The organism is Paraburkholderia pallida, assembly GCF_004524855.1.
Classification (GTDB): Bacteria; Pseudomonadota; Gammaproteobacteria; order Burkholderiales; family Burkholderiaceae; genus Paraburkholderia; species Paraburkholderia oxyphila.
Genome location: NZ_CP038151.1, coordinates 326672 through 349556 on the forward strand (window position 1 = coordinate 326672; position 22885 = coordinate 349556).

At 65.5% G+C, this 22885-nt stretch carries 16 protein-coding genes; 7 read left to right on the forward strand and 9 right to left on the reverse strand.

All coding sequences use genetic code 11. The annotated features are described in order from the left end of the window. Window positions 1-6: 6 nt before the first annotated feature. Complete coding sequence (glgX, locus tag E1956_RS36410; protein ID WP_134758226.1) at window positions 7-2187, reverse strand: glycogen debranching protein GlgX; 2181 nt, start codon at window positions 2185-2187, stop codon at window positions 7-9. A 25-nt stretch (window positions 2188-2212) separates the two neighbouring features. Next, window positions 2213-2533, reverse strand: coding sequence for a heme-degrading protein HmuQ (gene hmuQ, locus E1956_RS36415; RefSeq protein WP_134758227.1), 321 nt, complete (start codon window positions 2531-2533; stop codon window positions 2213-2215). A gap of 470 nt (window positions 2534-3003) precedes the next feature. Here hmuQ and E1956_RS36420 point away from each other — a divergent pair, with 470 nt between their 5' ends. The 4 genes from E1956_RS36420 to E1956_RS36435 all read left to right on the forward strand — a co-directional run bounded on the left by E1956_RS36420 (window position 3004) and on the right by E1956_RS36435 (window position 7775). Beyond that, complete coding sequence (locus E1956_RS36420) at window positions 3004-3489, forward strand: Csu type fimbrial protein (protein WP_134759546.1); 486 nt, start codon at window positions 3004-3006, stop codon at window positions 3487-3489. Next, entirely contained in the window at window positions 3486-4295 is an 810-nt protein-coding gene (locus tag E1956_RS36425; RefSeq protein WP_418789354.1) for a fimbrial biogenesis chaperone, read from the forward strand. Before E1956_RS36420 ends, E1956_RS36425 begins: the two co-directional genes overlap by 4 nt. A gap of 202 nt (window positions 4296-4497) precedes the next feature. Next, window positions 4498-6807, forward strand: coding sequence for a fimbria/pilus outer membrane usher protein (locus E1956_RS36430; protein ID WP_418789365.1), 2310 nt, complete (start codon window positions 4498-4500; stop codon window positions 6805-6807). Between the two features lie 8 nt (window positions 6808-6815). Continuing rightward, window positions 6816-7775: a Csu type fimbrial protein gene (locus E1956_RS36435; protein ID WP_134758229.1), complete on the forward strand. Its 960-nt coding sequence runs from the start codon at window positions 6816-6818 to the stop codon at window positions 7773-7775. A gap of 1250 nt (window positions 7776-9025) precedes the next feature. Here E1956_RS36435 and E1956_RS36440 read toward each other — a convergent pair. From E1956_RS36440 to E1956_RS36470, 7 genes are all read right to left on the reverse strand, one after another. Beyond that, window positions 9026-10384, reverse strand: coding sequence for an ATP-binding protein (locus E1956_RS36440; RefSeq protein ID WP_134758230.1), 1359 nt, complete (start codon window positions 10382-10384; stop codon window positions 9026-9028). Beyond that, on the reverse strand, window positions 10381-11043 hold the full coding sequence (locus E1956_RS36445) for a response regulator (RefSeq protein WP_134759550.1): 663 nt from the start codon (window positions 11041-11043) through the stop codon (window positions 10381-10383). The genes E1956_RS36440 and E1956_RS36445 overlap by 4 nt, the downstream gene beginning before the upstream one ends. A gap of 82 nt (window positions 11044-11125) precedes the next feature. Beyond that, on the reverse strand, window positions 11126-14236 hold the full coding sequence (locus tag E1956_RS36450) for an efflux RND transporter permease subunit (RefSeq protein ID WP_134758231.1): 3111 nt from the start codon (window positions 14234-14236) through the stop codon (window positions 11126-11128). After that, complete coding sequence (locus tag E1956_RS36455; protein WP_167760244.1) at window positions 14233-15363, reverse strand: efflux RND transporter periplasmic adaptor subunit; 1131 nt, start codon at window positions 15361-15363, stop codon at window positions 14233-14235. The genes E1956_RS36450 and E1956_RS36455 overlap by 4 nt, the downstream gene beginning before the upstream one ends. A 5-nt stretch (window positions 15364-15368) precedes the next feature. After that, window positions 15369-16895 (reverse strand): TolC family protein, encoded by a 1527-nt coding sequence (locus E1956_RS36460; protein ID WP_335930039.1) that lies wholly within the window; start codon window positions 16893-16895, stop codon window positions 15369-15371. Window positions 16896-17444: 549 nt separating this feature from the next. Next, window positions 17445-18074, reverse strand: coding sequence for a type VI secretion system amidase effector protein Tae4 (locus E1956_RS36465; protein ID WP_134758233.1), 630 nt, complete (start codon window positions 18072-18074; stop codon window positions 17445-17447). Further along, window positions 18074-18622 carry a PAAR domain-containing protein gene (locus tag E1956_RS36470; protein ID WP_167760245.1) on the reverse strand — a complete coding sequence of 183 codons (549 nt, stop codon included), beginning with the start codon at window positions 18620-18622 and terminating at the stop codon, window positions 18074-18076. Before E1956_RS36470 ends, E1956_RS36465 begins: the two co-directional genes overlap by 1 nt. A 307-nt stretch (window positions 18623-18929) precedes the next feature. On the opposite strand from E1956_RS36470, the gene eat reads away from it, so the two are divergent. Genes eat through eutC form a run of 3 tightly spaced genes read left to right on the forward strand, consistent with a single transcriptional unit; the run spans window position 18930 to window position 22609 of the window. After that, window positions 18930-20363, forward strand: a complete 1434-nt coding sequence (gene eat, locus E1956_RS36475) for an ethanolamine permease (protein WP_134758235.1) — start codon at window positions 18930-18932, stop codon at window positions 20361-20363. A gap of 33 nt (window positions 20364-20396) precedes the next feature. Beyond that, a complete protein-coding gene (locus tag E1956_RS36480; protein WP_134758236.1) occupies window positions 20397-21794 on the forward strand; it encodes an ethanolamine ammonia-lyase subunit EutB in 1398 nt (465 codons plus the stop codon). Further along, on the forward strand, window positions 21791-22609 hold the full coding sequence (gene eutC / locus E1956_RS36485; protein ID WP_134758237.1) for an ethanolamine ammonia-lyase subunit EutC: 819 nt from the start codon (window positions 21791-21793) through the stop codon (window positions 22607-22609). Before E1956_RS36480 ends, eutC begins: the two co-directional genes overlap by 4 nt. Window positions 22610-22885 lie beyond the last annotated feature (276 nt).

The following is a 22885-nucleotide window of genomic DNA, read 5'->3' on the forward strand; positions in this document are numbered from 1 at the left end:
TGACGCTCAGCTCGTGAGATCCTGCTCGAGCCGCTGGAACACGCGCTGCGTCGCGCCCCGCGCATGGAGCGCAAAGAGCAGCAGCGAGCGGCCCGTTACCTGATAGACGTCGCCGGCCTCGAAGTCTTCCAGCTCGTCGCGCACCGGCTGGTTCGTGTCGATCAGGCAGCTCCACTGATCGTTGCCCGGCACCGAGGGCAGCGTGAAGTCCACCACGTCGTGATATGCATTGAGGACGATGAGCAGGGTCGCGTCCGACGCGAGCCGCATGATGCCGCTCGTTTGCGAGCGGCCATCGATCAGCATGCCGAAGCATCGCATCTGCGCGTCGTCCCATTGCTCGACGGTAAGCGGCACGCCCGCAGGCGTGAGCCATTCGACGTCGGTGACGTCGAGCGCGGCGTTATGCTCGCCGGTCAGAAAGCGGTTGCGCCGTAGCACCGGCAGCGCGTGGCGCAGCGTCGTGAGCTTGCGCACGAACTCGGCGAGCGCGCGTCCGTCTTCGTCGATACCATCCCAGTCCACCCAGCTGGTCGCGTTGTCCTGGCAATACGCGTTGTTGTTGCCGTGCTGCGTGCGGCCGAATTCGTCGCCCGCGAGCAGCATCGGCGTGCCCTGCGAGAGCAGCAGCGTCGCGAGGAAGTTGCGCTTCTGGCGCTCGCGCAGCGCGCGGATCTGCGCGTCGTCGGTCGGACCTTCGGCGCCGCAGTTCCATGAGAGATTGTCGGCGTGGCCGTCGCGGTTCTCTTCGCCGTTGGCCTCGTTATGGCGCTCGTTGTACGAGACCAGGTCGTGCAGCGTGAAGCCGTCGTGCGCGGTGACGAAGTTCACGCTCGACCACGGCTTGCGCCCGCGCCGGTTGAAGCGGTCGCCCGACGCGGCGAGGCGCGTCGCGAGGTCGGCGGCCTGTGCTTCGTCGCCCTTCCACCAGCCGCGCACGGTGTCGCGAAAGCGGTCGTTCCATTCGGCCCAGCCCGGCGGAAAGCCGCCCACCTGATAGCCGCCCGGTCCACAGTCCCACGGCTCGGCAATCAGCTTGACGCCCGCGAGTATCGGGTCCTGGCGGCAACTGTCGAGAAAGCCGCCGCCTTCGTCGAAGCCATAGGGCTCGCGCCCGAGGATCGTCGCGAGGTCGAAGCGAAAGCCGTCTACGCCCATTTCGAGCACCCAGTAGCGCAGGCTGTCGGTGACCATCTGCAGCACGCGCGGATGCGAGAGATTGAGCGTGTTGCCCGTGCCCGTGTCGTTGATGTAATAGCGCGGATTGTCGGCCACGAGCCGGTAGTACGAGGCGTTGTCGATACCGCGAAACGAGAGTGTGGGGCCGAGCTCGCTGCCTTCGGCGGTGTGGTTGTAGACCACGTCGAGGATCACTTCGAGGCCCGCATAGTGGAAGTGGTCCACCATGTTCTTGAACTCGTCGATCGAGCCTTGCGCGCCCACCGAATAGCGCGGATCGGGCGCGAAGAAGCCGATGGTGTTGTAGCCCCAGTAGTTGGTCAGGCCGCGCTCGAGCAGATGCGCGTCGTTCAGGAAGGTATGCACGGGCATCAGTTCGACCGAGGTCACGCCGAGGCCGCGAATGTACTCGAGCACCTTCGAATGCGCCATGCCCGCGAAGGTGCCGCGCTCGTCTTCGGGCACCTCGGGATGGCGCAGCGTGTAGCCGCGCACGTGCGCTTCGTAGAGGATCGCGCGTTCGCGCGGCACGCGCTCGCGCAACGGGTGGTGCCAGCTGAAGGTCTGGTCGACCACGCGGCAGCGCGGCACGTAACGCACGCTGTCGCGCGTATCGAAGGAAAGGTCGGCGTCGGGGCTGCCGAGCGTGTAGCCGAACACGGCGGGATGCCACTTGAGCGCGCCCACATGCGCCTTCGCATACGGATCGAGCAGCAGCTTGTGCGGATTGAAGCGATGCCCCGCCTGCGGCTCGTACGGCCCGTGCACGCGGTAGCCGTAAATCGCGCCCGGTGCGAGGTTGGGCAGGAAGACGTGCCAGACCTCGTCGGTGTATTCGGGCAGCACGATGCGCTCCATTTCGCGCAGGCCGGTCTTGTCGAAGAGACACAATTCGACCCGGGTGGCGTTCGCGGAGAACAGCGCGAAATTCACGCCGCTCCCGGTCCAGGTAGCGCCGAACGGGAACGGCTGGCCTTCGGCAATGCGGCTGGCGGTCTTCTTCCTCATGGGCCCTCGCGCGCCCGGCTGGGCGTCATTTGACGGTCTGCACCACTTCGAAGCCTTCGAACTCGGGATGGCTCAGATAGGTCGGGCGGCTCTGGCCGGCATTGCCCGCGTTGCGGTGGGCGGCGCGAAAGGCGTCGGAGCGCGTCCACGCTTCGAACGCGGCGTGGCTGGCCCAGATCGTGTGGCTAGCGTAGAGCACGTGGTCTTCGCGCTGCGGGCCTTTGAGCAGATGAAACTCGACGAAGCCCGGCACTTCTTTCAGATGCGTGTCGCGGTTCTTCCAGACGTCTTCGAACGCGGCTTCCGAACCCAGCGCGACCTTGAAGCGATTCATGGCGATGTACATGCGGCATTCCTTTAGTGTGTGGCGGTCTTCGATGAATGGAGCGGTTTCATTTGGATGATTCGCGTAGTTTCTTTCGCGGCTATTACGCAATGAGCCGCCCAATTATCGAATGGTTTGCCGGCACGGAGCAAGCTGCGTTCCCGCTCGAAAGCGCGGGGGACTCCTGCATGCGGGCCGTGGATAAAGCATGCGCTTATGTCAGTAAAAAATTCCCGCTTGGTTGAGCTTGCATCGAATTCAGCACGGATTACCTGCGCTATTCGATGTGCATGGTCTCTCTGTAACAGGATGTAATTGTCCTCAACGGGGTGTGGCATTGTTCGTATAAATAAAGTGTCGATTCATTTAGGTCCTTAATCCGCTGTTTCGCTATCCCGGTGTCGTATGCGCAATCGCATTCGTGTGCAGGAGCAAATTCGATGAAACGAAAACACATTGTGGCCGCGCTAGTCGGCTCGCAGTTTGCCTTGATGCCCGTCTTGCCTGTCGTTCCGCTCGCGCAGGCCGCGACCTATACGAACGGCACGGCAACGGCCACCTTCAATGTCACGCTCACACTCCAGGCGAATTGCGCGATCTCCGCGAATCCGCTGAGCTTCGGCACCAACGGGGTGCTTTCCACGGCAGTCAATCAGCAGAGCACGCTCAGCGTGACTTGCACGAACACGACGCCCTATAACGTGGGTCTCGACGCCGGCACCGTTGCCGGGTCCACCGTGACGAGCCGGCTCATGGCGGGCACGGCCACGGGCAACACCGGCACCACCGTTGGCTTCCAGCTCTATCAGGATGCCGGGCATACGACGATCTGGGGCAACACCCAGGGCACCAACACGGTGGCGGGCACGGGCACCGGATCGGCGCAATCGATCACGGTATACGGCCAGGTGCCGGCGCAATCCACGCCGAAGCCGGATACCTATCAGACCACAGTCACCGCGACGGTTTACTTTTGAAGCTGCGGCTTGCTCGTCACGTCGCGCGCGGCGCGGCGGCGGCCTCGCTGGCGCTGCTTTTCGGCGCTGCCGCGCAGGCTGCCACGCTGCAGATCTCGCCCGTCACGATCGAGTTCTCCGCGAGCGAGAACGCCACCGGCCTCACGTTGCGCAATCCCGGCGATACGCCGCTCTATGGTCAGGTGCGCGTATTCCAGTGGGGCCAGGCGCACGGCGAAGACGTTCTCACGCCCACCGCCGATGTCATCGCGAGTCCCCCGCTCATCGAGATCGCGCCGCATGGCGATCAACTCGTGCGCCTCGTGCGCGCGAACACGTCCTCTTCCGCTGCGGCCACTGGGGCCGCTCAGCCGGCGCAAGCGGCGTCAGGCGCCGTCGGGATTGCCGATGGCGAGCGCAGCTATCGCCTGCTGATCGACGAATTGCCCTCGCCGGGCACGGCAGGCGCGGAAGGCGTGACGATCCGCTTGCGCTATTCGGTGCCCGTGTTCGTCGAGGCGCCGGCGGGCCGCGCCGCGCAGCCGCTGCTCGCGTGGCATCTCGTGCATGGCGCGCAAGGCTACGCGCTGCGCGCTGACAACGCCGGCACGACGCGCGCGCAGATCGCCGCGGTTGAGCTTCTCGACGCGAGCGGCCACCGCTGGGACGTGACGCGCGGGCTGCTCGGCTACGCGCTCGCCGGACAGGGGCGGCAGTGGAGCGTGCCGGTGCCGCCCGATGCGAAGTTCGGCGGCGAGCTCAAGGTGCGGGCGACGGTCAACACGCGGCCGGTCGAGGAGACGGTGAAGGTCGAGCAGGGCGGCTAATGACCGATCAGGTGATGGCCCGCAACGCAATGGCCCATAAGGCACACGCCGGAAAACAGCATGAAGCGAACGACGAAGCATGAAGCGAACTCGAGACGCCTTCCGCGCTGGCCTGGCGAGGCGCGTGGTGTCGGTGGCGGCGCTGCTGGCGTTCCTGAGCGCGGGGGCGCACGCGCAGGGACAGTTGATCAACGCCGGCGCGATGGATACGCGTGACCTGTATCTCGAAGTCGAAGTGAACGGCGAGCACACCGCGCAGATCGTGCATTTCAGGCAGCTTGGCGGGCACTTCTTCGCTACCGGCGAGGACCTCGCGCAGGTGGGCGTGGCGACTTCGAAGCTCGGCATCGCCGACACTGCGAGTATCGATCTCGATACGCTGCCCGGCCTGCGCTACCGCTACGACGCGGCACGACAGACACTCGAGCTGCAGATTCCCGACGCCATCCGCAAGCCTTTCGAGTTCGACACGCGCGGGGTGGCGGCTACACCGCAGGCCACCTCCGGGCGCGGCTTCGTGTTCAACTACGACGCGTACGCGCAGGGCGGCACCGCCTCCGAATTCGCGCTGTGGAGCGAGGAGCGCTATTTCGATCCACATGGAGTGCTAAGCAATACGGGCATCGCGTACCTCTATCACGACCGCCGCGATTACGTGCGCTACGACACCTCGTGGAGTATGTCGAATCCCGCCGACCTGAGCACCACACAGCTCGGCGACACGATTTCCTCGTCGCTCGCGTGGACGCGCTCGATCCGCATGGCGGGCGTGCAGTGGCGCAGCAACTTCGCGTTGCGGCCCGACCTCGTGACCTTTCCCGTGCCGGCGCTGCCGGGCAGCGCGGTCGTGCCCACCTCGGTCGACCTCTATATCAACAGCGTGCGCCAGTACACGAGCAACGTGCCGAGCGGGCCGTTCATCATCAACGACGTGCCGGGCATCACGGGCGCGGGGCAGGCCACGGTCATCACGCACGACGCACTGGGCCGCACGATCGCGACCTCGGTGCCGCTCTACGTGGATACGCGCCTGATGGCGCCGGGCCTGTCGAGCTATTCGTTCGAGGCGGGCTTCCTGCGGCGCAATTACGGCCTCGATTCGTTCGACTACGACACGCGGCCCGCCGTGAGCGCATCGTGGCGGCACGGCGTGAACGATCACTTGACGCTCGAAGCGCATGGCGAAGCGACTGGCGGGCTCTTCAACGCGGGCGGCGGCGCGCTGCTCGGCCTTGGCTCGGCGGGCGTGCTCAACGGCTCGCTGTCCGGCAGCGCGGGCAAGCTCTCCGGCACACAGTTGAGCCTCGGTTATCAATACGTCTCGCCGCGCGTCTCGATCGACGCGCAGACGATCCGCGCATACGGCAACTATGGCGATCTGGCGGCGCGCGACGGCACGCCGGTGCCGAGCGCGACGGATCGCGTCACGCTGGCGATTCCCTTCCTGCGCAATCAGACCTTCTCGGTCAGCTATATCGGCTACAAGATACCCACGGCGCCGGTATCGAAGATCGGCTCGGTTTCGTGGACCTTCAACTTCGGCAATCTGGTTTCGCTGAACCTGAGTGCGTACCAGGACTTTCATCAACGCGACTCGCGCGGCGTGCTGCTTTCCGCGAGCATCGGCCTTGGCGGCAATACCTCGGTCAACGCGACGGTGGGCCGCCAGGACGGCGCGTCCACCTGGAACGTCAACGCGCTGCGGCCGCCCGATTACGCGGGCGGCTGGGGCTGGGGCGTGCAGGCGGGCGGCACGGGCGCGACGCCATACCGCCAGGGCCAACTGCAATACCTGGGCCGTTACGGCGAGGCCACGGCTTCCGTGCAGCAGGTCGGCAGCCAGACGATCGGCGCATTCGACCTGACCGGTGCGCTGGTGATGATGGATGGCACGGTGGAGCCCGCGCGGCGCATCGACGACGGCTTTGCGCTCGTATCGACGGACGGCGTTGGCGGCATACCGGTGCTGCATGAGAACCGCGTGATTGGCGCAACCGATGGCGGCGGCCATCTGCTGATCCCGGACCTCAACGCGTATCAGCACAACCAGATTGCCATCGACACCATGAAACTGCCTGCCGATGCGCATATTGCCGACACGTCGATGGATGCGGTGCCGCAATCGCAGTCGGGCGTGCTCGCGCATTTCGCGGTGACGCGCTACCGCGCGGCGTCGATCGTCGTGCACGACGCGGCGGGCAAGCCGCTGCCCGTGGGCGCGCGCGTGCATCACGTGGAGAGCGGGCACGACACGATTGTTGGCTACGACGGCATCACGTTTGTCGACGGTCTCTCGAACGAGAATCATCTGTTGATCGACGATGGTTCGCAGCGCTGCGAAGTATCGTTCGCGTGGGCGCCGGGTAAGGGCGAGACGCTGCAAACCATCGGGCCGCTTGTTTGCCGGTTGCAGAGGTCGGGTGTGCCGGTATCGCAGTCTGAATTGCAGCCCAATTCGCAACCGATATTGCAGCGCGAGCCGCAGCCCGAATCGCAGGGGGGAGCGCCTTGAACCGTGCCATGCAGCGCGCGCTGCTCATGTTCGGCGTGTGTCTCGCGCTGCTCTTTGCGGCGGGTGGCGTGCGCGCGCAGACTTGCTCGGCTTCGGCAACGCCGGTCTCGTTCGGCTCGGTGAGTCCTATCGCGGGGGCTGCGGTGTCCGCTACGAGCAGCATCAACGTGACCTGCACGTGGCCCGCGATTACGTTTACGCCCGATGTGCTCGTTTGTTTGAACCTGGGGGGCACGAGCCCGCGTTCGCTCACGAACGGGACGAACGCGCTCACTTACGACCTCTATCGCGACGCTGCGCACACGCAGCCGTGGGGATCGATCTATTCGGGCACGACGCCTATCTCGCTCATCATGGCCAAGCCGAGTGGCACTACGCTGACCACGACCGTGACCGTGTACGGGCAGATCAGTGCGGCGCAGCCTGCGGTGCCTACTGTCAACAATGCGAGCACGACGTACTCGCAGACGTTTGGTGGGAATACTACGTCGATCAACTATCAGTTCTATTTGCTGGTGGCGCCTACGTGTGCGTCGCTTACTTCGACCGGGGGCACTTTTGCGTTTTCGGTTAATGCCAATGTGATCAATAATTGCAACATCAGCGCGACGAACGTGGCGTTTGGATCGGCGGGTGTACTTAGTTCGCAGTTGAGGGCGACCGGGGCGATTACGGCGCAGTGTACGAATGGCGATGCGTATAAGATCGCGCTTAATGGGGGCGCTAGCGGTAGTGTGGCGGCGCGCGCCATGCAGCGGTCGGGTGGCGGAGGCGCCGTGAATTATCAGTTGTACCTGGATTCGGGGTATAGCAGTGCCTGGGGGGATGGTACGGGGGGGACGGTTACGGCTGCCGGTACCGGCACGGGGGCGCAGCAGAGTTTCACTGTATATGGGCAGGTGCCTGCTCAGAGTACTCCCTTACCGGGTAATTACAGTGATACGATCACTGCGACGATCTATTTTTGATGGGGTTTGTTGGCGAGCAAGTCGCCATTTTTGTTGCGCGGTATAAGGCCGTTGGCCTTAACTTGTATTCGCGGCGGGCCGCAGGCGTTGCCCCTGTGCGGGGCGGCACCTACTTTTCTTTGCAGCCGCAAAGAAAAGTAGGCAAAAGAAAGCGGCTTAAACCGCCAGTGTGACGCAGTTCACCACTGCCCTGTAAGTCGGAGCGGCTCCGGAGCGTCTGCCATCACGCGGCGTATAGCGGAGTGACTAAGGGCTCATCCATCCGGCGGCGCTGCGCGTGCCGTGGGGTATAAGTAAAACCGGTGGGGCGCACGTGTTTTCGGAGGACTCCAGCGTATTCGATCGGCGGCTCGCCCATGCATTCGCCAGCCAGCACGCCCGCGCATTAACTAATAAGCAGCCCAATGCATTTACCAGTCAGAACCCCAACGCATTTACCGGTTAGAACCCCAGTGCGCGTTTGCGGGTCAGCGCTTCCGCACATTTACCGGCTAGCCCGCCCGTTTTTCCTTGCATACCCTTCCGCCCGCGTGTAGCGCGTGGCGGGAAGGATGAGCCCCTTGTCACTAACGTGGAATGTGCGAGGTGACGGATGCCCCGGAGCCGCTCCGATATGAATGGCAGTGGGGGACGGCGTCACACTGGCGGTGTGAGCCGCTTTCTTTTGCCTACTTTTCTTTGCGGCTGCAAAGAAAAGTAGGTGCCGCCCCGCACAGGGGCAACGCCTGCGGCCCGCCGCGAATACAAGTTAAGGCCAACGGCCTTAAAACCCGCAAAAAAGCGAATCCAGAAGGCCCTTCAAAAAAAGCCACTTAGAACGTAACAGTCCAAAGCGCCGCGCCGCCGCGCCGCCCGGCATACTGCACCCCCGACCCGATATGCGCCACCGGCGCATCCCCCCGCGATACGAGAAAAGGCTCACCATGGAGGCAACTAACGGCGGGCGCATCAGCCCCATCAGCCTCCACCACAAGACAGCTCTGCTGAACAACAAGACTCACGACCATAGAAGCCGGTGCAGGCTCGGCACTCCTGTTCGACGCGAACAAAGCCAGCAGTATCGCCAGGCCAAGGGCCTTCACGAACCGCGAAGAATTGAACCAGGACATGTTCGGAAACGCTTCGATATCGCGCGCCGCCGCGGGGACTGAGACGGCATCCAGCTATATATCGGCAGCGTACGCCGAAACTTGAGCCTTGCGGCAACGGCGCTACAGCTCGGCGCCAAGGCATCGCGCCAGCGCCCAACCTCAGGCTACCGAGCCAGCCTCCACCTGCACACGTGGCCGCAATCCACTGACCGCCGCGGTAAGCCCGCGCCCGCCCGGATTATTGCGCAGCACGAGCTGCAAGTCATGACGCTGCGCGATGCGCATCGCAATCGAGAGGCCCAGGCCACTACCCGTCCCCGGCACATGATTCGCGCGATAAAAGCGATCGAGCACCCGCCCGAGATCCTCCTCAGGAATACCGGGTCCGTTGTCCACGACTTCGAACCCCAGTTGCTCGCCCGCGCGCGTAAGCACGAGATCGATCTTGCCGCCACGCGGCGTATAGCGGATCGCGTTATCGAGCAGATTGTTCAATAACGTGTTGAGCCCATGCGGATCCGCCGCCACATTACAGGCGTCGTCTTCAGTCACAGGCGCGCGCACTTCGAGACCGAGGTCGATACCCTTTTCCTCCGCAAGCAGTGAAAAGTCGCCAATGGCCTGCTCGCCCAGACGCCGGAGGCTCACCACGGCCACGGGCAGCGTCGGCTGCGCGTCCTCGCGCGCGAGCGTCAGCAATTGCTGCACGAGCCGGATGAGGCGGTTCAGTCGGGTTTCGATGCGCCCGGTCGTCTGCGGCTCCCCCGACAGCGTGCCGTCGCGCAGCGCGGCCTGCAATTGCAGCTTGAGCGCCGCGAGCGGCGAGCGCAATTCGTGCGCGGCGTCGGCGATAAAGGTGCGCTGCGCCTGCGACGCGGTGTTCAGCCGCTGCAGCAAGCCGTTGAGCGCCTCCACCAGCGGGCGCAGCTCGATCGGCACGGAGCCGTCCAGCTTGATCGGTTCCAGCACGGTGTGCGAGCGCGCGGTGAGCAGCGCGGAAAGCGCGCCGACGGGCGCAAGCCCGCGCCCCACCACGAGCAGCACGAGCACGATGGCTACCGGCACAAATAGCGCGAGCGGCCACAGCGTATGCAGCGCAAGCCGCAGCGCGAGCGCTTCGCGCACGGAGATCGGCTGCGCGACCTGCACGAAACGCTCCGGCTGCTGCACGCCGAAGGTGCGCCAGTGCGTTTCGGCGCGCTCGATCGTATGGAATCCTTCCGACTCTCGCGAGAGCGGCGCGTCGTGCGAGGTATGGTAGATCGGCTTGCCGTTGGCGTCCCAGATCTCGATGAGAATGCGGTCGTCGGCAATGCCTTGCAGGTCCGGGGCGGCGTGGTCCGTGTGGCCTTCCTTGAGATTGGACGGCAGAGACAGCGCAACAGCGCGCAGTTCGTAGTCGAACAGCTCGTTCGCCTCGTCGTGCGCGGTCTGAAAGATGCCGAAGCCCGCTACGACGGACCCGGCGGCAAACCCGCAGATCAGCCAGCCCAGCAGCCGGCGGCGGATCGATCTCATTCGCCCCTCTTCAGCCGGTATCCCACGCCACGCACCGTGACGATCTGCTCCGCGCCGATCTTGCGGCGCAAGCTGTGCACATGCACTTCGATCGTGTTGCTTCCCACCTCTTCACCCCAGCCGTAGAGCCGCTCTTCAAGCTCGGCCTTGGTGAACACGCGCGCGGGCTCCTCGATCAGCACGTGCAGCAACGCGAACTCGCGCGGCACGAGCGAGACTGGCTCGCCGCCCTTGGTCACTTCGTGCGCGGCCGGGTCGAGTGCGAGGTCGCCATGCGTGTAGACGGGCTGCTTGCGGCCGGTGCGCCGCCGCAGCAGCGCGCGGGCGCGCGCGGCAAGCTCGTAGAGGTCGAAGGGCTTGACGAGGTAGTCGTCGGCGCCCGCGTCGAGTCCGCTCACGCGGTCGGTCACGCTGTCGCGCGCGGTGAGGATCAGGATCGGCGCGTCGCCGCCGCGCCGCCGGTAGGCAGCCAGCACGCTCACGCCGTCTTTCTTCGGCAGCCCGAGGTCGAGCAGCACGAGGTCGTAGACATCGTTGGCGAGCGAGAGCTCGGCCTCGCGTCCGTCCTTCGCCCAGTCGACGGCGTAGCCTTCGCGGCGCAGCGCGTCGAGCACGGGCTCGGCAATCATTTCGTCGTCTTCGACGAGCAAGAGACGCATCGTGGTGCTCCAGGTCGCTTCTTCTGTCTGCAATTGTCGCTCATTCGCGCTCATGGCACAGTCCTCCTCGTCTCCTCGCGCTTCAGCCTTTCGTATGCGGTTCGCGCGACGCCGCGCCAGGCTTGTCGGGCTTCCCGGGTTGGCCCGCGCCCAGCAACAGGCGCAGCAGCACCGGCAGCACCAGCAGCACGAGCGGCATCTGCACGATCAGGCCCGAGATGATCGCCACCGCGAGCGGCTGCTGCATCGCGGACCCCTGGCCCAGCGCGAACGCGAGCGGCAAGAGCGCGAGTATCGCGGCGATGGTCGTCATCGCGATCGGGCGCAGCCGGTTGCGGCCCGCGGCCAGCAGCGCCTCGGGTACCGGCACGCCTTCGTCGCGCACGAGGCCCTGGAATTCGGAGACGTAGAAGATCGCCACCTCGGTCACGATGCCGACGATCATCGTCATGCCCATCATCGCGGAGATGTTCAGCTCGATGCCGGTCACCCACAGGCCGATGAAGACCGCGCCCGTCGCGAGCAGGGGCATCGCCATCACGGCGAGCGCCACGCGAAAGCGCTCGTAGAGAAACAGCAGCAGGCCGAACACGAGCGCGACCGCCGCGCCGAACACGGCAATGAGCCCCTTGAAGGCGATCTGCTGCTGCTGGTAGAGGCCGCCCAGTTCGTAGTAGACGCCCGCCGGCAGCAGGTTCGGGTCGGCCAGCGCGCGCTGGACATCGGCGATGGTGGAGCCGAGGTCGCGCCCGTCGATGCGCGCCGTGACCGCCACCATGCGCTTGAGGTTGTCGCGGCTGATTTCGGGCTGGCCGCTCACCGTCACGCGCGCGGCCACGCGCGAGAGGGCGAACACGTGGCCGTCGGGCGCGCGGATCGGCAACTGGCCGAGCGCCGTGTCGGTCATGTGCAGCGCACCTCGCGCGCGCACGCGCACGCCGATGCTCTTCGGCCCGTCCTGGTACTGCGTGGCCACGTTGCCGTCGAGCAGGTCGTTCACCTGCTGCGCGACGGCCTGCGCATCCATGCCCTCGGCCGCCACGGCGTCGGGCCGGATGTGCAGGTCAATGGCGTCGCCGGCCGGGTTGCTGCCGTCGTCGATGTCGACGATGCCCGGGATCTTGCCGATGCGCGCGGCCACGCGCTCGGCGGTGCCGTCGAGCACGTTCTGGTCGTCGGAATAGATCTTGATCTGCACGGGTTGCGGCACGGCCGTGAGGTCGCCGATCAGGTCCTCCATCAACTGCGCGAGCTCGATGCTCACGCCCGGCACCTGTGTTTCGATCTGCGAACGGATTTCCTCCATGACCGTCTCGATGGGCTCGCGCTTGCCCGACTTCAGGCGCACGAAGAAGTCGCCCTTGTTCGGCTCGTTCAGGTCGCCGCCGAGACCCGCGCCGGTGCGCCGCGAGTAGGTGGCCACGTTCGGATTGGCGCGGATGATCGCCTCGATCTGCTGCATGAGGCGGTCGGTTTCGGTGATCGAGGTGCCCGGTTTCGTGTGGTAGTCGAGCACGAAACCGCCTTCGTCCATCGATGGCATGAAGCCGCTGCCCACGCGCGTGAAGGCGAGCGCGGCGAGGAGGACGAGCGGCACGATGAGCGCGAGCACCCACACGGGACGCGCGCTCACGGTGGCGACGAGCTGCGCATAGCGGCGGTTGAGCCACGCGGCGAAGCGCGTTTCGCTGTGCTCTTCAGCGTCTTTCGCGGTGAGCCAGTGGTCGCACAGGATCGGAATGGCGAGCCACGTCACGAGGAACGAGATGAACAGGGCACTGGCCATGGTGATGGAGAGCGCCTTGAAGAACGCGCCCGTCACGCCCGAGAGAAACGCGAGCGGCACGAAGATGATGAGCGTGGCCGCCGAGGAGCCCGCGAGCGGCCGCGTGAATTCGAGCGCCGCGCTCATCACGCGGCCATGGAACGCGTTTGCGCCGGCTTCACGCATGCGCCGCGCGATGTGCTCGATCATCACGATGGCGTCGTCGATCACGAGGCCCACGGCGGCGGCCATGCCGCCGAGCGTCATGATGTTGAAGCCCATGCCGAACACGTCGAGCAGGAGGATGGTCGCGGCCATCACGACGGGCACGAGCGCCACGGCGATCACCGTGATCTTCACGTTGCGCAGGAAGACGAAAAGCGTGAGCGCGGCGAGCACCACGCCGATCATGATGGCGTCGCGCACGCTGGTGGCCGAGGCGACCACCAGCTCGCTCTGGTCGTACCAGTTCGCGAGATGCACGCCCGCGGGCATCTGCTTGCCGAAGCTCGCGAGCCGCGCGCGGATGGCCTTCGCCATCGCCACGCTGTTCGCGCCGGGCTGCTGGTAGACGTTGATTAATACGGCATCCTTGCCATCGGCCGTGACGCGTATCCACTGCGGCACCGTGCCCTGCGAGACCGTGGCGATATCGCCGAGCCGGACCTGATTCACCTGGTTCGGCCCTGGCGTGGATACCACCACGTTCTTCAACGCGTCGATGCCGTTCACGGGCGCGTTGGCCACCACGAGATAGAGCTTGTCGTGGTCCTCGATGCGGCCCGTCGCCATCAGCACGTTGCCCGCGCCGATGGCACGCGAAACGTCGGCCACTGAGAGCTTGTAAGCGGCGAGACGCGCGGGGTCGACGGCCACTTCGAGTTCGTCGCGCGCGCCGCCCGTGATGTCCACGCGCGCTACGCCCTCGACGGAGGAGAGCATCGGGCGCAGCTGGAATTGCGCGAGATCGTAGAGCTGCGCGAGCGAGAGCCGCGACGAGGTGAGGCTATAGGCAAGCACCGGGAAGACCGTCGGGTCCATGCGGCGCACCTGCATGGTGGTGCCCGGCGGCAGCGTCGCGAGGATCTCGCCGATGGCCGACTGCGCCTGCAACGTCGCCTGCGCCATGTCGGTGCCCCAGTCGAAGTTCAGCGAGATTTGCGCGGAGCCCCGGCTGGTGGTCGACTCCACGTCGCGCACGCCGGGCACGCGGCGCAGCGCTTCCTCCACGGGCATGGTGACGAGCGTCGCCATCTGCTCGGCGGGGCGGTCGCCCGCGTCGAGCGACACCACGGCGCGCGGGAACGAGACGTTCGGAAAGAGCGAGATCGGCAGGCGCAGGGCGGTGAGCGCGCCCGCGATGGCGCCCAGCGCGATCACGAACAGCAGCGAGCGCCGGTGGCGCTGCATCCATTGGCCAAAAGTCATCGTGCGCCGCCTTGCTCAGCTTTGGCTGGGCGCACGGCCATGCCGTCTTCCAGTTCGTAGTTGCCGCTCACGACGAGCCCGCGCGCGGCGTCGAGCGCGCCGTCCACGCCGTAGCTGCCGCCGTGCTCGACCTTCACGGTCACGGCCACGCGGTGCGCCTTGTTGCCCGGCATCACCTGGTACACGTATTGGCCCTGCGCGTCCTGCAGGACGGCGGCGCGCGGCACTTCCCACCAGGTGCCCGTTTGCGTGTCGATCTCGGCGCGCACGCGGGTGCCCGGCAGGAACGCCGTGCCTGCGAGCGGCACGCTGGCGCCCACATTCACGAGCTGGCTCTGCGCGTCGACGGCGGCGCCCACCATGGCCACCTGGCCCTGTGCCTGCACCGACTGCTGCGCGGCCGAGAGCGGATGGAGCACGACGCGGTCGCCCGCGCGGATCGTCGCCGCGTCGGCGGGCTCGACGCCCAGTGCCACATTCGCGGCGTGTGCGCCAGCGGCATTCGCGCCGACAAGTTGTGCGAGCGCGGTGCCCGCTTGCACCTGGTCGCCGGGCGCGGCGCTCATCTGCGAGACCACGCCGGCCACGGGCGCGGCAACGGTCTTCGCCCCCGCCGCGATGCCCGACGCGTTCTGCGCTGCGAGCGCCTGCTGGGCATCGTCGAGCGCTTTCTGCGCGGCAGCGAGCTGTGATTGGGTGGCGAGTCCATCACGATAGAGCGCCTGGGTGCGGGCCAGCTCGCCGCGCGCGAGCGTGGCTGCGCTTTGCGCCTGGGTGAACGCGACCACCGCGCCGGGATCGGCCTGCACGACGAACAGCGGGGCGCCGCGCGCGACCGTCTGGCCCGGCTGCACGAGCACGCGTGTGACGCGCGCGACATAGGGCAGGCTCACGGTGACGGCGTTCGCACCGGCTGCCCCCACCACGCCATAGGCCACAACCTGCTGGGAGACGGGCTTGCGCGAGACCGGCACGACCTGCACGGCCACCGAGGCCGCGGGTTCGGCAGCGGCGTCGGCCTCGGCGTGAGCGATGCGCGCGTGGAAAAGTGTGCCGCCCGCTGCGAGCGCGCCGACGGCGCACAGGATGGATGCGGTGGCGCGCAGGGAGAAAGTGCGTTCTTGCATGGGCATCAGCGGGTAACGGTGGCGTTTGTGGCGGCGTTTGCCGGGGCAAGCGCGGTGTCTTGTGCGTTATCGAAAGCGGTGGAGGCGCCGGAGGCGACAGGCGCGGCGGTGCTGGCCGCAGCACGCGCATCGCCATAGGGATCGGGGATCGCGCTGCCGAGCAGCGCTTGCAGCGCGATGCGTTGCTCGGCGAGCGCCTCGCGCCCGGTGGCGGCATCGACGCGGCGCGCGAGCGCTGCGCTTTGCGCATCGACGTATTGGCCAAGCGTGATGTCGTGCGTCGCGTAGGCGTCGTGCGCGTGCGCCGCCGCACGGTCGAGCTCGGGTAGTGCGGCCTCGTCCTGCGCGAGTTGCTGCGCGGCGATCGCGCTATCGGCGCGCAGGTGGGCGATATCGGCGTAGGCGGCGTTCAGGCGGTTCTGGTATTCGTCGGCGAGATGCTGACGCGTGGCCTGCTCGATGGCGATGTTGCCGCGGTTGCGGTTGAAGACGGGCAGCGTGAGATTGATGGCGAAGCCGCTCGTGTAGATCTCCGAAGTATCGCGCTGGCGCGTGAAGCCCACCGAGAGACTCGGAAACTGATTGAGGATGGCCGCGCGATACTTCTGCTCCTGCGCCTCGTAGCCGGCCTGCAGCGCGATCAGGTCCGGGCGGCGTTTCGGTAGCGCCGCCACGGCCGCGTCGAGCGTGGACGCGTCGGGCGGCTCGACCATAGCCGCGCCGCTGAGCGGCAGATCCACGTCGGGCGCGAGGCCGAGCAACGCGTTCAGGTCGTGGCGCGTCTGCTCGCGCGCGTGCTGCATGTCGGCGTATTGCTTGCGCGCGTCCTCCCAGGACGTGAGCGCGGCGGTCGCGGTGTCGGCGCTCACGTTGTGCTCGCTGGCCGCATGCGCGGTGCGTGCGTAGCGTGTGTGCGCGAGTTCGGCCTGTTGGGCGAGCAGCGGCAGCGTCTCGTCCTGGAAGCGCGCCTTCACATAGAGCTGCCGCGCCTGTGCCACCACCTGCCACTCTTGCCAGAGCAGGCCGAGGTCGGTCTTGCGCACCGTGGCGTCGGCGGATTGCTTGTTCGCGCTGCGCGTGATGATGGCCATCACGTCCATGCTCAGGCCGTAGCTGAACGCGCGTGAAAAACCGGCGGCGCCGGGGTAGTCGCTCGAGATGCTCACTTGCGGATCGGGCAGCAGTCCTGCCGAAAACGCTTGCGCCTGAGCGATGCCGAGATCGTCGCGCGCGAGCTTCAGATCGGGATTGTTCGCGACGGCGAGCAGTGCGACGTCTTCCATGTCGAAGCCGGCGGAGGGGTCGAAGCGGTGCGCGGCGAGCTCGGGCAGCGGCATCTTTGCGGGATCGATCTGCACGCGCGAAACGTCGTCTTGCGTGAGCAAGGTGTCGCCCGACGGCAAGGGCTGCGCATGATAGACGGCGCAAGCCGAGAGCAGGAAGACCGCCGCTACGGCGGAGCAAAGCGCGGCGCGCGGCAACGCGCCAACACGCCGCGCAAAGGGCGGCAAGCAGGAAAGCGTGCGGGACAACGTGCGTTCCTCGATACGGGGCCGGCGGCGCGCGAGGTGGGCAAGGTTCGCGGCGCCGGCTCAAGGCGGCAAAAACACCGCGCAGCAATGCACGCGCGGCAGACTTGCGGCGCATTGTGCAGGGAAAACACTTAGGGAAAGCTTAAGGGATCGAACGGATGCAGTCTCGTGAGGCAGGGAAAATCAAAGGCAGGCTGCGCACCGAAGTCCTTGCCCAGATCAATCTACCCTATGCCTGTGAGATGAAATCGGCGGCATAGAGTCCAGCCGTCAGGAAGGATGCGCCTAGAAGCCACCTGACCGATTTCAAAGCGGGCCATCGTTGCCACGCGATTGCGCTAATCAGGCCCATAGCGGCTGCAGGACCCAATAGGTACGCGAGTATGAGCACCGCATCCCACCATGGCATCGCGCACTTGCCTAGCTCGTGGCATCCGGCGACCGGTCTGTGGGGATAATGCGGCCAACTAATGTGGCTGAACACGTATAAGCATGCCCACGTAAGAAGCAGCCCATAAAATAGGCCAATCATCGCGACGCCCGATCGCCTCACTTGATTACCCAAAACAGGATGGACTTTGCATCGCGAAGGTCCGAATAGCTCAGGAGAGATAGCACAGCAGCCCTTGGTCGAAATGACTGAAAACCCATGTAGCGGCCAACAGTCGCCAAGCCATCCCAAAATCCACTAATCGTCATGCGCGAGCCATTCCATAGATCAATATGTCCGCCACTGGCGTTTTCACGGGATTCGCCATCTCGTGCCCAATAGCGGGAGAACTGGATGATACCCGTTCGGCTTTTGACTTTGGATTCCCAGTCGTGCCCAGTGATATCTTCTGCCATTGGCAATCCAGCGAACGGCTGCAACTTCAACCATTCTCCCATTTCATCGGCTCGCGTCGCCGTGGGTTTTCCTTCTAGCAAGATCCGTCCAATCTGCTTTTGACCCGATTGCGGCTTTATCAACTTTTCCGAAAATGACTTCATCTCGATTCCGACGCGGTGAAGCGTGACACTCAAGCGAATCGCGCATTGATTTGCATATGCCGAGTTGTCGTACGGATCTCCGTAAGGATAGTTGTCCCACAACTGCTGAAACGTCACAGCATTTAGCTCTACTGTCTTTATCGAACCGCGCGTCGGATTCGTTTTGACGATCGTCGTTTGGTTCGGCATTACTTCCATCCCTGATGAGTCAGGGCTTCCTCGCCCCAATAGACCTTGTAGCTATCCTCCAATGCCGTATTGACGCGCGGCAGCGCTCCGCTTTCGTCAAGGCGTCCGGCAAACTGTTGTCCGTCGGACGCTTCGATGAAGTACGGATATCCGGTGCTTGCGCCGTGTCCGACGGGTTGGACCTGTTCATCGAAGACCAACAGTAGCGGAATCGGCTCTATATCCTGCGCGCTACCGCGTTGCCCCCGTCCGTACCCCATGTCTTCATGCCACGCAATGCTCTGCCTGGTGGCAAGGATACGCGGTGGTGTGGGACATCCGCATAACAGGATGTCGCCGTCCAGCGCGAGTTCATTGCCGCAATGAATGTGGCGACGCGGGCCACCAGCCTTCGTAATCTTGCCGGTAGTCTTGCAAGCTGCACAAAATGCTTCGCCGCCTATGATCGCTGCCTGGTATCCACGAATTGTGTATGGCCGACCTGGGTGAGGCGTGATCATTCCGCCAGTTTCGGGCGCGTCGCCGATGCATAGATAACGCCGCAACATAACGCCTCCAGTCGTGGTTAGCCTGTGCTCGATGCGGTTTTGCCAACGTTTCGTCACACCAATACGGTGCCTGCTATTCCCATTGCCCTGCGGATGCATGTGGGATGACGGACCAATCTTCGGTGAAAGCGATATTTATCGTAAATAAGATAATTCCGAGAGTTTGAATGGCGATGCTGCGTAGGCAAAACGAAAGCCTCGCCCAATTGCCGATTTTCGATAACACGTCGTTTAATGACTCTCTAGCATGGTCTCCAACATCCCCTGCGGCCCTGTCCGCGCGGGCCATCCAGGAGGAGAAAACACCATGCAGGCAGACTCGAAAGGCCACGGCGCCGCGCCAGCGCTCAAGCAGACGCTCGGCACGTGGCAGCTGTGGGGCATTGCTGTCGGGCTCGTGATTTCCGGCGAGTACTTCGGCTGGAGCTACGGCTGGGCGACGGCCGGCACGCTGGGCTTCGTCGTCACGGCGCTGTTCGTGGCGGCGATGTACACCACCTTCATTTTCAGCTTCACCGAGCTCACCACCTCGATTCCCCACGCGGGCGGCCCCTTCGCCTACGCGCGCCGCGCATTCGGCCCGGCCAGCGGCTATCTAGCCGGCGCGGCCACGCTCGTGGAATTCGTGTTCGCACCGCCGGCCATCGCGCTGGCCATCGGCGCGTATCTGCACGTGCAGTTTCCCGGCCTCGAGCCCAAGCACGCCGCCATGGGCGCGTATCTCGTGTTCATGGCGCTCAATATCGTGGGCGTGCAGATTGCCGCGACCTTCGAACTCGTGGTCACGCTGTTCGCGATCTTCGAGTTGCTCGTGTTCATGGGCGTGGTGTCGCCGGGCTTTGCGTGGGCGCACTTTCTGAAGGGCGGCTGGTCGGGCAACGATCACTTCTCGATGGGCGCCTTCCACGGCATGTTCGCGGCCATTCCGTTCGCGATCTGGTTCTTCCTCGCCATCGAAGGCGTGGCCATGGCCGCCGAGGAAGCGAAGAACCCCAAGCGCTCGATTCCGATTGCCTACGTGACCGGCATTCTCACGCTGGTGGTCCTTGCCGTGGGCGTGATGGTGTTCGCGGGCGGCGCGGGTGACTGGACCAAGCTCGCCAACATCAACGACCCGCTGCCGCAGGCCATGAAGTACATCGTGGGCGAGCACAGCGGCTGGATGCATATGCTCGTGTGGCTTGGTCTGTTCGGGCTCGTCGCGTCGTTCCACGGCATCATCCTCGGCTACTCGCGCCAGATCTTCGCGCTGGCCCGCGAAGGCTATCTGCCCGCCTGGCTCGCCAAGGTGCATCCGCGCTTCAAGACGCCTTATCGCGCGATCCTCGCGGGCGGTGTGGTCGGCATCGCGGCCATCTACAGCGACGAGCTGATCCAGTTCGCCGGCCAGACGCTCACCGCGAACATCGTCACGATGTCGGTGTTCGGCGCCATCGTCATGTACATCATCAGCATGGCGGCGCTCTTCAAGCTGCGCCGCACGAGGCCCAATATGGAACGGCCGTTCCGCGCGCCGCTCTATCCGCTGTTTCCGGCCTTCGCGCTCGCCGCCGCGGTCGTGTGCCTCGCCACCATGGTCTATTACAACGCGCTCGTGGCCCTGATCTTCGTGTTGTTTCTCGCAGTGGGCTATGCTTATTTCCTGGCCACCCGCACCCAGCGCGACGCGGCTTCGAGCGCCCAGCCGGACCTCGAGACGGATGCGCCGATCGAACCCCAAGGCGCGCTGCTCGAAGAATGAGCGGGTGGAAATTGCAAGACTGGAGCTGAAGTCATGTCCTATACGGAGACGATCGGTCCGCGCACGTACCGGTTCGCGGACCTCAAGACCTTGCTCGCCAAGGCGAGCCCGCTGCGCAGCGGCGACCAGCTCGCGGGCGTGGCGGCGGCGAGCGAGGAGGAGCGCGTCGCCGCGAAGATGGCGCTCGCCGACGTGCCGCTCAAGACCTTCCTGAGCGAGGCCCTGGTGCCTTATGAGGAGGACGAAGTTACGCGCCTGATCGTCGATACGCACGACACGGCGGCGTTCGCGCCGATCTCGCATCTCACGGTGGGCGATTTCCGCAACTGGCTGCTCTCGCCCGAGGCGGACAGCGCAACGCTCGAGCGCGTGGGGCCGGGCATCACGCCGGAGATGGCGGCGGCGGTCTCGAAGCTCATGCGCAACCAGGACCTCATCGCGGTAGCGAAGAAGCGCCCCGTGGTCACGCGTTTTCGCAACACGGTGGGGTTGCCCGGGCGCATGTCGGTGCGCCTGCAGCCGAACCATCCCACCGACGACGTGAAGGGCATTGCCGCCTCGATGCTCGACGGCCTCATGTACGGCTGCGGCGATGCGATGATCGGCATCAATCCGGCCACCGACAGCCTCTCCGCCATCGTCAAGCTGCTGACGATGATCGACGGCTTTCGCGAGCGCTACCGCGTCCCGACGCAATCGTGCGTGCTCACGCACGTCACCAACACGATCGCGGCCGTGGAGAAGGGCGCGCCCGTCGACCTCGTGTTCCAGTCGATCGCGGGCACGGAAAAGGCCAACGCGAGCTTCGGCATCTCGCTCGCGCTGCTCGGCGAGGCGCGCGAGGCGGCGCTTTCGCTCAAGCGCGGCACCGTGGGCAACAACCTCATGTACTTCGAGACGGGGCAGGGCAGCGCGCTCTCGGCCAACGCGCATTACGGCGTCGATCAGCAAACCTGTGAAGTGCGTGCCTATGCGGTCGCGCGCCGCTTCGAGCCGTTCCTCGTGAACACGGTGGTGGGCTTCATCGGCCCGGAATACCTCTACGACGGCAAGCAGATCATTCGGGCGGGGCTCGAAGACCATTTCTGCGGCAAGTTGTTAGGCGTGCCGATGGGTTGCGATATCTGCTACACGAACCATGCCGAAGCCGATCAGGACGACATGGACACGCTGCTCACGCTGCTGGGCGCGGCGGGCATCAACTTCATCATGGGCATTCCGGGCGCCGACGACGTGATGCTCAACTACCAGAGCACGTCGTTTCACGACGCGCTCTATGTGCGCGATCTGCTCGGGCTGCGGCGCGCGCCCGAGTTCGAGGAATGGCTGGAGACGATGGAGATCGCCGACGCGAAAGGCGCGCTGCTGCCCACCTCGCCGCGTGTGCCGCTGCTCGCGGGCGCCCATGAATGGATGGGAGTGAGCGCATGAGCGACGCCGTCGAAAAGAATCCATGGGCTGGCCTCAAGGCGTTCACGAATGCGCGCATCGCGCTGGGCCGCGCGGGCAACGGCCTGCCGACCGCGCCGCTGCTCGCGTTCAATCTCTCGCACGCGCAGGCGCGCGATGCCGTGCATCAGCCGCTCGACGCCGAGGCGCTGCGGCGCGAGCTGGAGGGCGCGGGCTTTGCGACGCTCGGGGCGGCGAGCGCCGCGCCCGACCGCGATCATTACCTGCGGCGCCCCGATCTCGGGCGGCGGCTCTCGGACGAGAGCCGCGCGGCGTTGGCCGATGCGGGCCGAGCGGGCCATGAAGGCAAAGAGGGCCCCGACATCGTGTTCGTAGTCGGCGACGGACTCTCGGCGTTTGCCGCCGCGAAGCAGGCCTTGCCGCTGTTGCAGGCCGTGCGCGAGCGTCTGGACGCCGATGCCGCGGCGGGCCGCGGCTGGCGTGTCGGGCCCGTGGTGGTGGCGCGCCAGGCACGCGTCGCGCTCGGCGACGAGATCGGCGAATTGCTGGGCGCGAAGCTCGTGGCGATGCTGATTGGCGAGCGGCCGGGCCTGAGCTCGCCCGACAGCCTGGGCGTGTACCTCACCTGGGCGCCGAAGGTGGGCTGCCACGATGCAATGCGCAACTGCATCTCGAACGTGCGGCCCGAGGGCCTGCCGTACGAGGGGGCCGCGCACAAGCTGCACTATCTGCTCACGCACGCGCGGCGGCTCGGGCTGACCGGCGTGGGCCTCAAGGACGACAGCGACGCGCTCCTGCCCGGGGCGCATGAGGCGGAACGGATCGAATCCGTTTAGGCCCGCCTGCGTGAGCCTGTTGCAAGCCTGTCGCGAGCGGTGCAATCCCGCCCCATGGCGTAACGCACCCCGATCCTTGCGCCGCGCGTGCCTGTTCGCGCCCCGCATTCGCGCCACAATCGTGCGTCAACCTATGGTTGCACCGCATTGGTGTGCATGTGGTGCTGCGCCGATAATGCGCATTTGTTGAACATCGAAGCGAGCGCAGTGCGCCGCGGTTGCGCACCCGCCGCTTGAAGCGGAGCGCGTAATGCGCCGCCGCGCGCGCCGCGAGCC

Excerpts from the sequence above, each read along its gene's own strand:
- glgX (WP_134758226.1), bottom strand. The coding sequence starts at position 2,187 with ATGAGGAAGAAGACCGCCAGCCGCATTGCCGAAGGCCAGCCGTTCCCG.
- hmuQ (WP_134758227.1), bottom strand. The coding sequence starts at position 2,533 with ATGTACATCGCCATGAATCGCTTCAAGGTCGCGCTGGGTTCGGAAGCC.
- E1956_RS36420 (WP_134759546.1), top strand. The coding sequence starts at position 3,004 with ATGCCCGTCTTGCCTGTCGTTCCGCTCGCGCAGGCCGCGACCTATACG.
- E1956_RS36430 (WP_418789365.1), top strand. The coding sequence starts at position 4,498 with ATGGATACGCGTGACCTGTATCTCGAAGTCGAAGTGAACGGCGAGCAC.
- E1956_RS36435 (WP_134758229.1), top strand. The coding sequence starts at position 6,816 with ATGCAGCGCGCGCTGCTCATGTTCGGCGTGTGTCTCGCGCTGCTCTTT.
- E1956_RS36440 (WP_134758230.1), bottom strand. The coding sequence starts at position 10,384 with ATGAGATCGATCCGCCGCCGGCTGCTGGGCTGGCTGATCTGCGGGTTT.
- E1956_RS36445 (WP_134759550.1), bottom strand. The coding sequence starts at position 11,043 with ATGCGTCTCTTGCTCGTCGAAGACGACGAAATGATTGCCGAGCCCGTG.
- E1956_RS36450 (WP_134758231.1), bottom strand. The coding sequence starts at position 14,236 with ATGACTTTTGGCCAATGGATGCAGCGCCACCGGCGCTCGCTGCTGTTC.
- E1956_RS36455 (WP_167760244.1), bottom strand. The coding sequence starts at position 15,363 with ATGCAAGAACGCACTTTCTCCCTGCGCGCCACCGCATCCATCCTGTGC.
- E1956_RS36465 (WP_134758233.1), bottom strand. The coding sequence starts at position 18,074 with ATGCCGAACCAAACGACGATCGTCAAAACGAATCCGACGCGCGGTTCG.
- E1956_RS36470 (WP_167760245.1), bottom strand. The coding sequence starts at position 18,622 with ATGTTGCGGCGTTATCTATGCATCGGCGACGCGCCCGAAACTGGCGGA.
- eat (WP_134758235.1), top strand. The coding sequence starts at position 18,930 with ATGCAGGCAGACTCGAAAGGCCACGGCGCCGCGCCAGCGCTCAAGCAG.
- E1956_RS36480 (WP_134758236.1), top strand. The coding sequence starts at position 20,397 with ATGTCCTATACGGAGACGATCGGTCCGCGCACGTACCGGTTCGCGGAC.
- eutC (WP_134758237.1), top strand. The coding sequence starts at position 21,791 with ATGAGCGACGCCGTCGAAAAGAATCCATGGGCTGGCCTCAAGGCGTTC.